This window comes from Rhizobium redzepovicii, assembly GCF_019793435.1.
GTDB lineage: Bacteria > Pseudomonadota > Alphaproteobacteria > Rhizobiales > Rhizobiaceae > Rhizobium > Rhizobium redzepovicii.
This window is the reverse complement of record NZ_JAILYH010000017.1, coordinates 101,840-114,962: the sequence shown is the minus strand read 5'-3', so window position 1 is coordinate 114,962 and position 13,123 is coordinate 101,840. Positions and strand designations below refer to the sequence as shown.

13 protein-coding genes and 1 tRNA gene are annotated in these 13,123 nt (G+C 60.4%); 8 read left to right on the top strand and 6 right to left on the bottom strand.

What is annotated here, in order from left to right; all coding sequences use genetic code 11:
* Positions 1-91 precede the first annotated feature (91 nt).
* The 4 genes from K6N12_RS25255 to K6N12_RS25240 all read right to left on the bottom strand — a co-directional run bounded on the left by K6N12_RS25255 (position 92) and on the right by K6N12_RS25240 (position 2,611).
* Positions 92-373, bottom strand: coding sequence for a hypothetical protein (locus K6N12_RS25255; protein WP_097628857.1), 282 nt, complete (start codon positions 371-373; stop codon positions 92-94).
* Positions 374-746: 373 nt separating this feature from the next.
* Positions 747-836 (bottom strand) — tRNA-Ser (locus tag K6N12_RS25250).
* A 193-nt stretch (positions 837-1,029) separates the two neighbouring features.
* On the bottom strand, positions 1,030-2,205 hold the full coding sequence (locus K6N12_RS25245; protein WP_131710952.1) for a GGDEF domain-containing protein: 1,176 nt from the start codon (positions 2,203-2,205) through the stop codon (positions 1,030-1,032).
* A 202-nt stretch (positions 2,206-2,407) separates the two neighbouring features.
* A complete protein-coding gene (locus K6N12_RS25240; protein ID WP_097628858.1) occupies positions 2,408-2,611 on the bottom strand; it encodes a hypothetical protein in 204 nt (67 codons plus the stop codon).
* Positions 2,612-3,003: 392 nt separating this feature from the next.
* Here K6N12_RS25240 and K6N12_RS25235 point away from each other — a divergent pair, with 392 nt between their 5' ends.
* From K6N12_RS25235 to K6N12_RS25220, 4 genes are all read left to right on the top strand, one after another.
* Positions 3,004-4,098, top strand: a complete 1,095-nt coding sequence (locus tag K6N12_RS25235; protein ID WP_097628859.1) for a septal ring lytic transglycosylase RlpA family protein — start codon at positions 3,004-3,006, stop codon at positions 4,096-4,098.
* A 74-nt stretch (positions 4,099-4,172) separates the two neighbouring features.
* Entirely contained in the window at positions 4,173-5,420 is a 1,248-nt protein-coding gene (locus K6N12_RS25230; protein ID WP_281424322.1) for a D-alanyl-D-alanine carboxypeptidase family protein, read from the top strand.
* Between the two features lie 132 nt (positions 5,421-5,552).
* A complete protein-coding gene (gene tmk, locus K6N12_RS25225; protein WP_097628860.1) occupies positions 5,553-6,233 on the top strand; it encodes a dTMP kinase in 681 nt (226 codons plus the stop codon).
* Between the two features lie 8 nt (positions 6,234-6,241).
* A complete protein-coding gene (locus tag K6N12_RS25220) occupies positions 6,242-7,267 on the top strand; it encodes a DNA polymerase III subunit delta' (protein ID WP_097628861.1) in 1,026 nt (341 codons plus the stop codon).
* A 19-nt stretch (positions 7,268-7,286) separates the two neighbouring features.
* On the opposite strand, the gene K6N12_RS25215 is transcribed toward K6N12_RS25220, so the two are convergent.
* Positions 7,287-8,075, bottom strand: coding sequence for a sulfite exporter TauE/SafE family protein (locus K6N12_RS25215; protein ID WP_003586405.1), 789 nt, complete (start codon positions 8,073-8,075; stop codon positions 7,287-7,289).
* Between the two features lie 235 nt (positions 8,076-8,310).
* Here K6N12_RS25215 and metG point away from each other — a divergent pair, with 235 nt between their 5' ends.
* From metG to K6N12_RS25200, 3 genes are read left to right on the top strand one after another with little or no spacing between them, the layout of a single operon-like run.
* On the top strand, positions 8,311-9,861 hold the full coding sequence (gene metG / locus K6N12_RS25210) for a methionine--tRNA ligase (protein ID WP_097628862.1): 1,551 nt from the start codon (positions 8,311-8,313) through the stop codon (positions 9,859-9,861).
* A gap of 4 nt (positions 9,862-9,865) precedes the next feature.
* Positions 9,866-10,648 carry a TatD family hydrolase gene (locus K6N12_RS25205; RefSeq protein ID WP_097628863.1) on the top strand — a complete coding sequence of 261 codons (783 nt, stop codon included), beginning with the start codon at positions 9,866-9,868 and terminating at the stop codon, positions 10,646-10,648.
* 4 nt (positions 10,649-10,652) lie between these two features.
* A complete protein-coding gene (locus K6N12_RS25200) occupies positions 10,653-11,477 on the top strand; it encodes an MBL fold metallo-hydrolase (protein ID WP_097628864.1) in 825 nt (274 codons plus the stop codon).
* A 30-nt stretch (positions 11,478-11,507) separates the two neighbouring features.
* Here K6N12_RS25200 and K6N12_RS25195 read toward each other — a convergent pair whose 3' ends face one another.
* Positions 11,508-12,116, bottom strand: a complete 609-nt coding sequence (locus K6N12_RS25195) for a TerC family protein (RefSeq protein WP_097628865.1) — start codon at positions 12,114-12,116, stop codon at positions 11,508-11,510.
* A 289-nt stretch (positions 12,117-12,405) separates the two neighbouring features.
* On the opposite strand from K6N12_RS25195, the gene K6N12_RS25190 reads away from it, so the two are divergent.
* Positions 12,406-13,065, top strand: a complete 660-nt coding sequence (locus K6N12_RS25190) for a hypothetical protein (protein WP_097628866.1) — start codon at positions 12,406-12,408, stop codon at positions 13,063-13,065.
* Positions 13,066-13,123 lie beyond the last annotated feature (58 nt).

The following is a 13,123-nucleotide window of genomic DNA, read 5'->3' as shown; positions in this document are numbered from 1 at the left end:
AAGTTGCGGCACACGTCATCTAAACGGTTGCGCGACACTGATAGTCCGGCGGTTATGAGGCAGAATAGTCCGCCCAGCGCGGTTACCGCCCTCAATTGAGGATCCCCAGCAGACCTAAAGTAATTGGGATCAAATTGGCTGTGCTAACAACGACGAAAACGGGCCAAGCTATCAAGAATTTTTCTTTCGGCTTCGCAGTAAAGCGATCATCATCAGGGAATTCCGAAAATTGGGGTCCGAAATCTTCGCTGAAATCGAAGCCATTTTTATAATAGAAGATGATCGATCTGACATACCAATACCAACTCCAGCCACAGATGCCGCCCACCAGGCAGAAGGGCAGCCACAGGGCGACCCTGTCGGGCGTTGTCATGGTTTCTCCTCCGGCCGCGATGCCTTGTTGCAGTCGACGCAACCCGAAGGATATGCGGGCATATGCTTTATCGGAGGAGCCGGATAGTACCTATAGACGCAGCCGCCGAGGAAGGGCACCAATAGACATATGCAAATGAAGCGAGGCATCATTTCAGCACTACAACAAGCACCGCGATTCGTGTAAAGGCGCCGCCCAAATCGTTAAGCTTCCGTCGGTCCGTTGTGCGCCATCAGCTATACGCTATCGATGGGTCCGACAGCGCGTCTGGATGCCGCAGCATTATTGCAGATCTTCGTTGACTGTATGGCAAGCGAGTTGGAATATCACCTCGGAAGGTTTGGAAAAATACACACGCTTTTCAACAGGTTGCTGGCGGAAGAGGTGGGATTCGAACCCACGGTACGGTTTCCCGCACGCCGGTTTTCAAGACCGGTTCCTTAAACCACTCGGACACTCTTCCATCTGATTGAAAGGTTGAGAAACCACATTCCATTGACTTCTTCCAACCGGCAGTTACTGCCGGTTTGCGCCCCAATCACTCGATGGCTGGGTTTTAGCAGCTTTGATAGCAGCGTCAACGTGCTCTGCAGCATTTGCCGGCATTCCGTTATGGCGTGCCAGTCAGTCTGAGCGTGACCGAGCTCCGGTGTTTGTCAGCCTGCGCGGGCCGATCGCAGTTCCAGTGCAGGGGTGCTATTGACCAACTCCATGCCGGTGAACAACTCCACCCTGTTGCGACCGTTATTTTTGGCGCTGTAAAGCGCCTGATCCGCACGCTTCTGGACGTCTAGTTCCGTGAGGCCCGCTTCCCACAGCGCCACACCTGCGCTGACGGTCGGGGAGACCTGTTTTCCGTCGAAGACGAGACTCAAGGCGTTGACCGCCTCACGTATCTGCTCCGCGAGTGCGAAAGCAGAGGCTTCGGTTTCGCCGCGAAGGAAGAGGCTGAACTCCTCGCCGCCCAGCCGACCAAAGACGCTGGACCGGGGTATGCTGTCAGCAATCGTCCGAGCAACACTTACGAGAACAATATCGCCTTTGTCGTGTCCGAAGCGATCGTTCACGCTCTTGAAAAAGTCGATATCGATCAGGACGAATGCGTCTCCGGGCCCGAGGCTTTTGGGAAGTGAGCTGAAGAAATGCTGCCGATTGGGAACGCCGGTCAGCATGTCGGTATTCGCAAGTCTGGTAAGCTTCTCTTCGGCTCTTTCCTGTACGAGCACGAGCACGAACAGAGCCACCGCGAAATGACAGATAATCAGCAAAAAGAATGCGTAGCGCGGGGGAAGAGGCGCATCGTTCGGAAAGATGAAACCGACCACGACCAAAGCTGAGAGAGATGTCGCGACAAAAATAGCCACGGAAAGACCGAACCGCGCAGTAAGGCGCTCCTGAAAGAAGTCGCGGGCGATCACTAACCCCGACAAGGCCAGCAGAAGGGCGGCGTTGCCGTTGAACACGGATGCTCTGAGCCCATTGTCCACATACCACGGCGTGATCGCCGCACTAAGCGTCAGGGTGACAGGCAGGAGCATCGGCCACCAGTCTCGAAGGGAGCTGTGACGCCGGCTGAGGCCAAAAAGACCCACCGCCATCAGCCCGTAACCATTGGCACCAAGCGAAAAACTCCAGAGTGTCCTGGCATTATTGGACATGTGAAGACGCTCATCCAAACCTGCCAGCGTCGAGGCGATCGCGAGCAAGGAAAAACCGACGGCGAGTACGCCAAGCCCTGGCGTCGCTCCAGAGCGCCATCTCACGTAGAAGAAGCAGATTGCTCCGACGATGAAGGAAGACTTGTGTAGAAGAAGGACTGTCGCAAGATCCATTGCCGGAACCCGATATGAGATGAGAAGCGGGGCCGGAATAGCGGCTAAAATCTACTTTTCGGTGAACGCTGCGGGACAATGCGACGGAGGCAATCGCTGTTCTTTAGTGTTGACGAGCTTCGCAGGCCGGCGGGAATTTGCGGGTCGGCGCGTAACTCGTTCCCGGGCAAGCTCTTTGAAACTTATGTCGGAGACATGAGATCTAGCCTCCGTCTGATCCGAGGCCTTTCGGACCATTGAGCTGGTTCATATCCTCGCAGAGAGAGCGAACCGCTTCCATCGTCACCGCAAGTGCCGACATCAGCATTGCGATGTCGCTCTCTTGATCCAGCTGGGAAAGCGCACGCGCCCGAACATTCAGCTGCCGGCTCACAGTGTCGAGCTGCGTTATGGTTTCATCGTTCATAGTGATCCTCCACAGGCATAACCTTCAAAGCCTTTCGCGGACATTTCGTTCCCGGAGAGGATCGAGGCAGATCGGCGATGGAGCCGTGCCGGCGGCGTTTCAATATGGAGCTTTTCGGGCGTCTGAAGCGGCCGGATGTTTACTATATGCCCCGCATCGGCACGGGAATTTCAGGCTTCTTTGCGGCAGTGGCAGGGCAGGGGGACAGGGCTCGCATTAGCGATTTGTAAACCATAATCACTAGAATTATGACTATCGCTGCGAAATCGTTCGTAAATTTGCCACGAACTTCGCAAGATTAAACCCTCGTTAGGCGGGCGGGGATAAGGCGTATTGGCCCAGTATGGGGCAAAGTTCCTTAACCATAACGATCTTTGAGCGGCGTGGGACATATGAAATTGGGATACGGGGCGGCGTCTTTCGCAACGACAGCACGGTGGCTGGCGGTATCGGCGATGTGTGCGACGGTTGCGGCGTGCGGCACGACCCAGGCCGTGCCGAAGAAGAAAGGCCACGGCAAAGAATATTTCTCCGAATCCGAATATGGCGTGAAGGCGAGCCCACGGGTCGCCACAGGCAATAATATCCCGAAGGGCGGCGGCCGCTACATCGTCGGCAATCCTTACGAGGTGAAGGGCAAGTGGTATTATCCGAAAGAAGACTTCGCCTATAACAAGGTCGGCGTCGCCTCCTGGTATGGCTCGGCCTTTCATGGGCGCCTGACGGCGAACGGCGAAGTCTACGACCAGATGCATCTTTCCGCCGCGCATCCGACCTTCCCGTTGCCGAGCTATGCGCGCGTCACCAATCTCGAAAGCGGTTCCTCCGTCATCGTGCGCGTCAACGATCGCGGCCCCTATCATGAAGGTCGCATCATCGACCTGTCGAACAAGACGGCTGACATGCTGGATCTGCAGCACAGCGGCACCGGCAAGGTGCGCGTGCAATATGTCGGCCGCGCCCGCATGGACGGCCACGACATGCCCTATCTGATGGCTTCCTACGTGCCGAAGGGCAGCCGTATTCCCGGCGTCAATCCGGAAGGCCAGATCGCAACCGGCGTGATGGTCGCCTCCAACAGCCGCAAGATCACCCGCGACCAGCTGCAGAGTTCGGAAGATTACGAGACGCCGGCCAACGTGCCGGTACCGATGTCGGCGACTTCCTATGCCGGCTCGACACCGAGCGCCCGCTATAATACGGCGCCCGCTGTTGCTCCCGGCGCCCATGTCTTGGTCGCGCCGCAGGTACCGTCCGCCAACAATGCCTCGCAGGCCTTCGACCAGATGGTCGTGCTGCCGGAGATCGGTCCTATGCCCTATGAACGGCCGCTCGGCTCCCTCGCGCTGGGCTACCAGAACGACGACGTGAAGACGGTGACCGTTGATCTCGCCTTTGACGCGGTGATGGCGCGCAATGACGGGCTGACGCAGGAGTCCATCTTGGCCTCGGCCAAGCGTCATCAGGCCAAATTCGCCGCCCGCTGAGCGCGGCGATTGCATCGGATTTCCTCTCACTCTAACCTCCTGACGACACGCCGCTCGATCGATGGAAGCGCCTGATGCTGAAGCTTGTGCTTCGCCTTTGTTTCACCGCAATTCCGGACGCAAAACCGCTACGGACTTTTGCTGGAATTGCTCTTGCATGCCTCATCCCGTTGACCACCGGAGCGCTTGCGGCCGATAGCGGGGCCGCTGGTTTCGCCACCAAGGCGGCGCAGGCCTATATGATCGAGGCCGCCACCGGCACGGTGCTTCTCGCCAAGAACGAGGACCAGGGCTTTTCGCCCGCTTCGCTCGCCAAGCTGATGACGATGGATCTCGTCTTCGACGCGTTGACGAAGGGTCAGATTACCTTCGATACCGCATATCCCGTTTCCGAATATGCCTGGAGAACCGGCGGCGCGCCGTCGAGGACGGCAACGATGTTTGCCAGCCTCAAATCGCGCGTGCGCGTCGAGGACTTGATCAAGGGGATCGCCATCCAGGGCGCCAATGACAGTTGCATTATCCTCGCCGAAGGCATGGCTGGCAGCGAGCAGCAATTTGCCGAGTCGATGACGCGGCGCGCTCGTGAGCTCGGCATGGAAAAAGCCGAGTTCGGCAATTCCACCGGTCTTCCCGATGGAAAGAGCAAAGTGACGGCGCGCGAGATGGTGACGCTCGCCACGGCCCTGCAAAAGTCCTATCCGAACCTCTACCCCTATTTTGCGCAGCCGGATTTCGAGTGGAACAAGATCTTCCAGCGCAACCGCAATCCGCTACTCGGGCTCGATCTCGGCGCCGACGGGCTGGCAACCGGCTTTACCGAGGGCGAGGGTTATTCGATCGTCGCGTCGGTTGAGCGGGACGGCAGACGGCTGTTTCTGGCGCTTGCCGGCATTGCTTCCGACAAGGAGCGGACGGAGGAGGCCAAGCGGGTGCTCGAATGGGGGCTGACGGCCTTCGAGAACCGGCAGATCTTCGCCGAGAACGAAGTGATCGGCGCTGCCAGCGTCTATGGCGGCACGGCGCGCACCGTCGATCTCGTAGCCAAGGCGCCGGTCAGCGTCTATATTCCGATCAGCAATCCCGACCGGCTGTCGGCGCGCATCATTTATCGCTGGCCGCTGACGGCACCGGTGACGCCGGACACCCAGGCAGGCACACTCAGGATTTTCGCGGGCAGCCGGCTGCTCAGGGAAGTGTCGCTCTATACAGTGCAGGGAGTCGGCGAAGGCTCGCTCAGCAGCCGGGCTGTTGACGCCATGTTGGAACTCGGCGAATCGCTTTTCTTCTCCTGGCTGTGGGACAAGTCCGCGCCGGGCTGAACGCCGGCTTTCCGATGCAATTTGCCGGGAAAGGTGAATATGTCGCCGCGTCGAAAGGTTTTCCTTCCTGCTGTCTTCGGATAGATAGAAGAAGCAAGGCGCGTGCGGCGCCTGGAATGCGGGAAGTTGTCATTGTCATCCGGTACGGGATTGTTCGTTACGTTTGAGGGCGGGGAAGGCGCTGGGAAATCCACGCAGATCCGCCGCCTCGCCGAGGCGCTGAAGGGCGACGGTCACGATGTGCTGGTGACGCGGGAACCGGGCGGATCGCCGGGCGCCGAGGCCGTGCGCCACGTGCTCCTGTCGGGGGCCGCCGAGGCCTTTGGCACGCGGATGGAGGCTATCCTGTTTGCGGCGGCGCGCAACGACCATGTCGAAGAGGTGATTCGCCCCGCACTGGCTGCCGGCAAGATCGTGCTCTGCGACCGTTTCATGGATTCCTCCCGCGTCTACCAGGGCGTCACCGGCAATCTCGAGCCCGATTTCATCGAGACGCTGCAGCGCATCGCCATTAACGGCGTCATGCCGGATTGTACCGTGATCCTCGATATCCCCGCCAAGATCGGGCTGGAGCGGGCGCAGAAACGCGCCGCCGCCGACGCTCCCGATCGCTTCGAGAAAGAGCGGCTCGAAACCCACGAGAAAAGGCGCGAAGCCTTTCTCGATATCGCCGCCCGCGAGCCGGAGCGCTGTCACGTGATCAACGCCATGCAGAGCGAGGAGGCGATCGCCGCCGAGATCGTGGCGATCGTCCGGCAGCTCATGTCGCCTGCAGGCCGTGCGCGCATGCCGGAAGCCGCACATCATGAGTGAAGCCCGTTATGAGTGAAGAAAGGCCTGGACTGCTCGACGGCGCCATCTGGCCGGGGGAAAATACCAGGCTGTTCGGCCATGAGGAGGCGGAGGCCTTCCTGGCGCAATCCTATCGGTCCGGCAAGGGCCACCACGCCATCCTGATAGAGGGGCCTGAGGGCATCGGCAAAGCGACGCTCGCTTTCCGCTTCGCCAATCACGTACTCTCCTATCCCGATCCTGCCACTGCGCCGGAGACGATCGGCGATCCGGATCCTGCCTCGTCCGTCAGCCGGCAGATCACCTCCGGCGCCTCGCACAACCTTCTGCATCTCGCCCGGCCGGTGGATGAAAAGACCGGCAAGGTAAAGTCGGCGATCACCGTCGACGAGGTGCGCCGCGCCGGCAAATTTTTCTCGCAGACATCAGGCACTGGCAATTGGCGGATCGTCATCATCGACCCGGCCGACGACATGAACCGCAATGCGGCCAACGCCATCCTGAAGATCCTGGAAGAACCGCCGAAGCGGGCCTTGTTCCTGGTGCTCTCGCATGCGCCGGGACGATTGCTGCCGACGATCCGCTCGCGCTGCCTGCCGCTGAAACTGGCACCGCTTGCAGACGATGCGCTCATAGCCGCGCTTGCCCATCTCGGCATATCGGGAGAGGGCGCGGCGGTGCTTTCGGCCGCCAAGGGCAGCGTCGGCGAGGCGCTGAAACTGCTGAATTACGGCGGCGGCGAGATCATTGCCGCCTATGAGGAGATGCTGTCGGCCGAAGGGCCGACGGCCCGTAAGGCGATGCATCGGCTGGCCGATGCGCTTTCGGGCAAAGAAAGTGACACGATCTTCGATTTCTTCGTCAGCCATGTCGGCGACGACATCATGAACCGGGCACGCGCAGCGGCAGGCGAGGGGCAGATCGCGGCTGCAGAGCGGCTGGCACGGCTTTATTCCGAAATCACCGAACGGCTGACCATTTCGGATGCCTATAACCTCGACCGCAAACAGACGATCATCGGCATTCTCGCCGATATCAAGCAGCCGGGTCTCTAGTTCCGTCCTGGTTCTCCGATCAGCCGGTCAGCAGCTTGACGGCGACGACGGCGAGTGTCGCGGCAAGGACGATGCGGATGGTGCGCTCGTGCAGCTTCGGCGCCAGGAGGCTGCCGATGATAATGCCCGGGATGGAACCGATCAGCAGGGCAAACAGCATCGGCCAGTCGATTTCGCCGATCAGCCAGTAGCCCGTGCCGCCGATCAGGGTCAGCGGGACCGCATGGACGATATCGGAACCGACGATCTCGCGCACATCGAGCCTGGGATAAAGGACGAGCAGGATCGTCACACCCAGCGCGCCGGCACCGACAGAGGTCAGGGTGACGAGGACGCCGAGCAGGAATCCGAGAATGACGGTGAGGGCAAGGATGGTTCTCGGCTGCGGCGGCGTGCGGTCGCCGATGGCGCGGCGTGCCAGCTCGAGTATCGGACCTCGGAAGACCAGCATGATCGCGGTCATGACAAGAAGCCAGCCGAGCGCCGTGGTGATGGTATTGGTGACACCGATGCTTTTGCGATCGACGCCTGCCAGCAGCCAGAGCATCAGCAGGGCGGCCGGCACGCTGCCGATTGCGAGACTGCCGACGATCTTCCAATTGACGCGCCCGTGCATGCCGTGGACGGCGGTGCCGGCAGTCTTGGTGATCGCCGCATAGAGAAGATCGGTGCCGACGGCGGTCGCAGGATGGACGCCGAAGAGCAGCACCAGCAGCGGTGTCATCAGTGAACCGCCGCCAACGCCGGTGATTCCGACGAGCGCGCCGACAAACAAGCCCGAAAGTGAATAGAGAGGCTCGAACGTCAATCAAGCGCCTCCGACGGCGCGCGGCCACGACAAACCGGATAGATGAAAACTGGCACTTCGTTCTGCCTCGCCCTCTTTTCCATGACGGGTAGATTGCGGCAGAAGCGGAGTCAAGTTCACCGCTGCCCGCGTCCCGGAAATCATTGGCGGCGGCAAAACTTGATGTTTCGCTTGACGGTGACATGCGCTAAGAGCGGCTGACCATTTTTATAGAGTAAGCCGGACATTGGCCGCCATGACAGACAAGACACCCTTCTACATCACCACCGCGATTTCCTATCCCAACGGCAAGCCGCATATCGGCCATGCCTATGAGCTGATCGCGACGGATGCGATGGCGCGCTACCAGCGCCTGGATGGCAGGGACGTGTTCTTCCTGACCGGCACAGACGAACACGGCCAGAAGATGCAGCAGACGGCGCGCGCCGAGGGGATTACCGCTCAGGCGCTTGCCGACCGCAACTCCGGTGAATTCCAGGCGATGGCCAAGCTGCTCAACGCTTCGAATGACGACTTCATCCGCACCACGCAGGAACGCCATCACGAGACGTCGCGCAACATCTGGAACCTGATGGCCGAGAATGGCGACATCTACAAGGATAGCTATGCCGGCTGGTATTCGGTGCGCGACGAGGCCTATTACCAGGAAAACGAGACGGAGCTGCGCGCCGACGGCGTGCGCTACGGCCCGCAGGGCACGCCCGTCGAATGGGTGGAGGAGGCGAGCTATTTCTTCAAGCTCTCCGAATACCAGGAGAAGCTGCTCGCCCATTACGAGGCGAACCCCGATTTCATCGGCCCGGCCGAGCGCCGCAACGAGGTGATCTCCTTCGTCAAATCGGGCCTCAAGGATCTCTCAGTCTCGCGCACGACCTTTGACTGGGGCATCAAGGTGCCGAACGATCCCGCCCATGTCATGTATGTCTGGGTCGACGCGCTGACCAACTACATCACCGCCACAGGCTATATCGAGGACAGGAACGGCACGCGGGCGAAATACTGGCCGGCCGATGTGCACATCATCGGCAAGGACATCATTCGCTTCCATGCCGTCTACTGGCCGGCCTTCCTGATGTCGGCAAAGCTGCCGCTGCCGAAGCGGGTCTTCGCCCATGGCTTCCTGCTCAACAAGGGCGAGAAAATGTCGAAGTCGCTCGGCAATGTCGTCGATCCTGTCAACCTGGTGAACCATTTCGGCCTTGACCAGGTGCGCTACTTCTTCCTACGCGAAGTCTCCTTCGGCCAGGACGGCAGCTATAGCGAAGAGGCGATCGGCATCCGCATCAACTCCGATCTTGCCAACGGCATCGGCAACCTCGCCAGCCGCTCGCTGTCGATGATCGTCAAGAACTGCGACGGCAAGATCCCGGAATGCGGGCCGCTAACCGACGAGGACAAGGCGATGCTGGCACAGGCCGACGCGCTGCATGCCTCCACACGCGAGGACATGGGCAAGCAGCAGATCCACCGGGCGCTTGCCTCGATCATCGCGGTCGTGTCCGAGACCGACCGTTATTTCGCCGGCCAGGCGCCCTGGGCACTGAAGAAAACCGATCCGGCGCGGATGGGCACTGTGCTTTACGTCACCGCGGAAGTCGTGCGCCAGATCGCCATCCTGCTGCAGCCCTTCATGCCTCAATCATCGGTCAAGCTGCTCGATCTGGTCGCGGCACCTGCAGACAAGCGCGATTTTGCTGCTCTTGGCGAATCCGGCCGTCTGGTTGCCGGAACGCCGCTCGAAGCGCCAGCGCCGGTCTTCCCGCGCTACGTGGCTCCGGAGGCTTAAGGCTGTGCTGATCGATACGCATTGCCATCTGGATTTCGCCGACTTCGAGGCGGAGCGCGACGAGATCGTTACGCGCGCCCATCAGGCGGGCGTCAAGCAGATGGTGACGATTTCGACGCGGGTGCGCAAGCTCGACCGGCTGCTTGCTATCACCGAGAAATATCCTTCGGTGTTCTGCTCGGTCGGCACGCATCCGAACAATGCCGACGAAGAGCTGGATATCCAGACGGAAGAGCTGGTGCGCCTTGCCAACGCCCATGAGAAGGTGGTGGCGATCGGTGAGGCGGGCCTCGATTATTTCTACGATACGCAGAAGCCCGAGGACCAGCAGACCGGTTTTCGCCGCCATATCGCGGCGGCGCGGGCCACACAGCTGCCACTCGTCATCCACAGCCGTAGCGCCGATGAGGACATGGCCGCGATCCTGACCGAGGAAACGGGGAAGGGGGCTTTCCCCTTCATCCTGCACTGCTTCTCGGCAGGTCCGGAACTGGCGCGCATCGGCGTCGAACTCGGCGGCTATGTCTCCTTTTCGGGCATCCTGACCTTCCCGAAATCGGAAGAGCTGCGCGAGATCGCCAAGACGATCCCGCAGGATCGGCTGCTCGTTGAAACGGATGCGCCGTATCTGGCGCCGAAGCGCTGGCGCGGCAAGCGCAACGAACCGTCCTATGTCGTCAACACGGCCGAGGTGCTCGCCGAGACGATCGGCCTCTCCTACGCGGAGGTCGCACGGATCACGACGGAGAACGCTTTCCGGCTGTTTTCGAAAATGCCGAGGATCTGAGAGGGTGCTCTACCGGCGGCGCTTCACCATTCTCGGCTGTTCGTCGTCACCCGGCGTGCCACGCATTACCGGCGACTGGGGCGCCTGCAATCCAGACAATCCGAAGAACCGGCGCACACGCGCCGCTTTCATGGTGCAGCAATTTGCGCCGGATGGCGGTGTCACCACCGTCGTTATCGATACCGGACCGGATTTTCGCGAGCAGATGATCAGGGCAGGGGCCGACCATGTCGATGCCGTGCTCTACAGCCATCCGCACGCGGACCATATTCATGGCATCGACGATCTGCGCGGCTATTTTCACAATACGCGCCGGCGGGTGCCGATCTTTGCCGACCAATATACGATGGACAGGCTGCGCGAAGCCTTCGGCTATTGCCTGGAAACGCCGCCGGGCAGCAACTATCCGCCCATCGTGCTGCCGGTTGTCATCGAAAACCTCGACGAACCCGTCGAAGTCCGCGGCCCCGGCGGCAAGATACGGTTTCATCCGCATATTCAGCAGCATGGCGATATCCACTCGCTCGGCTTTCGGATCGGCGATGTGGCCTATTGCAGTGATATCAGCGACTTCCCGCCCCAGACCGTCGACAAGCTTCAAAATCTCGACGTGCTGATCATCGACGCGCTGCAATATACCTACCATCCGAGCCATTTGTCGCTGGAACAGTCGCTCGACTGGATTGGCCGGCTAAAGCCGAGACGGGCGATCCTCACCCATATGCACACGCCGCTCGATTATGACGTTGTGATGGCCGAGACGCCGGACCATGTGGTCCCGGCCTATGATCAGATGAGTTTCGAAACCGAAGTCAGGATCGGGGCTTAAGCCTGACCACAAAGACAATCGAGCCTGAAATCACTGCATGTAGGGCATAATCTCGACGGCGCCGCGATAGATCATGTCGAGCGAAACGTAGAGGATGATCAGCAAGCCGACATAGGCGATCCAGCGATGGTTGTTGAGCAACCGGGCGATCAGATTGGCGGCGATGCCCATCAGCGCGATCGACAGGGCAAGGCCGATGATCAGCACGCTTGGGTGTTCGCGCGCCGCCCCGGCAACGGCGAGCACGTTGTCGAGCGACATGGAGACGTCGGCAATGACGATCTGGGTCGCCGCCTGGAAAAAGGTCTTTTTCGGCGCCCCCTCGGCGCCCGCCGCGTCATGGTTGTCGCCATGGCCGGCGCGAAGCTCGCGCCACATCTTCCAGCAGACCCAGAGGAGCAGAAGTCCGCCGGCCAGCAGCAGGCCGACGATCGCCAAGAGATAGACGGCAACGCTGGCAAAGAGAATACGCAGGACGGTCGCGGCTGCTATGCCGACGATGATCGCCTTTCGGCGCTGCGTGGCCTCAAGCCCGGCAGCAGCGAGACCGATAACCACGGCGTTGTCGCCGGCAAGAACGAGGTCGATAGCAATGACCTGCAGCAAAGCCGTTAGACCGGCTGCCGTAAAGATGTCCATATGAAATATCCCCAATGCGTCAAAAGCCGTGCTAGCGTCTCGACGGTTTGACGTCAACCGCTAGAGCGCCTTGAATTGCGGTGGCGCGGGACAACGATCCTCGATGCCAAACCGTTCCTCATTTTGATATCGGTGAGCCGCCAATGTGGGGGGCGGCCGGTGCGACTGAAGCCGCTATCGCCTGCCCACGCATTGGCTTGGAACATTCCATTCGCCCACCTGTTTTTCTGATCAGGAAACCAGCCGCCGGATCCGCGGCGTGGGTCTATGCATCGAGAGGAGATTTCCCGTGAGCAGCATTTACCACGATACCAATCCAGCCTTCTCCGGCCCGACAGGGGGCAGCAGCCTCACCGCATTTTTCGACAACCGATCGCAAGCCGAATCCGCCGTCTCCCGTCTTGAAGACGCGGGCGTGCCGGTTGCGAGAATAAGGTTGATGCCAGGCTACGAGGCGGACGAAAAAACCGCCGGCGCCATGAGCGACGACCGCGGCGGCTTCTTCGACGCGCTGGCCGACTTCTTCTTTCCCGACGAGGATCGTGCGGTCTACGCAGAGGGGTTGCGGCGAGGCGGCTTCCTCGTTCAGGTCAACGATATCGATGACGCGCTCTATGAGACCGTCCACGATATTCTGGACGACGAGGGCAGCATAGACATGGACGAGCGGGCGGACCTCTGGTCGCTGGAAGACAGGCAACAAGGCGCGTCCAATACCGGTTTTGCCGGCAAACCCTCCGGCGGCAAAGCATCGGAAGACCTCGCCGTGTCCGAGAGTGCATTCGACGATACGCGCCCCGTAGCGACGCGCGACACCGTGCATGGAAGCGCCAAGGTGCGTGCCTACACTTATAGCGCCCCCACGCCGTCGGACGATGCCAATCGCCAATCGCAGAACCAGTCGCAGGGCGGATCGCAGCAAAGCCAGGGTTTCCGGCGCGACCACTGATCCTCTGACCTGCATTGGAAGGCGCGGCCGCGATGCCGGGCCTTCATCTCATCCCGCT

Bases quoted from the DNA above. Each gene is read 5' to 3' on its own strand.
- K6N12_RS25255 (WP_097628857.1), bottom strand. From the start codon at position 373: ATGACAACGCCCGACAGGGTCGCCCTGTGGCTGCCCTTCTGCCTGGTG.
- metG (WP_097628862.1), top strand. From the start codon at position 8,311: ATGACAGACAAGACACCCTTCTACATCACCACCGCGATTTCCTATCCC.
- K6N12_RS25220 (WP_097628861.1), top strand. From the start codon at position 6,242: ATGAGTGAAGAAAGGCCTGGACTGCTCGACGGCGCCATCTGGCCGGGG.
- K6N12_RS25235 (WP_097628859.1), top strand. From the start codon at position 3,004: ATGAAATTGGGATACGGGGCGGCGTCTTTCGCAACGACAGCACGGTGG.
- K6N12_RS25240 (WP_097628858.1), bottom strand. From the start codon at position 2,611: ATGAACGATGAAACCATAACGCAGCTCGACACTGTGAGCCGGCAGCTG.
- K6N12_RS25245 (WP_131710952.1), bottom strand. From the start codon at position 2,205: ATGGATCTTGCGACAGTCCTTCTTCTACACAAGTCTTCCTTCATCGTC.
- K6N12_RS25195 (WP_097628865.1), bottom strand. From the start codon at position 12,116: ATGGACATCTTTACGGCAGCCGGTCTAACGGCTTTGCTGCAGGTCATT.
- K6N12_RS25230 (WP_281424322.1), top strand. From the start codon at position 4,173: ATGCTGAAGCTTGTGCTTCGCCTTTGTTTCACCGCAATTCCGGACGCA.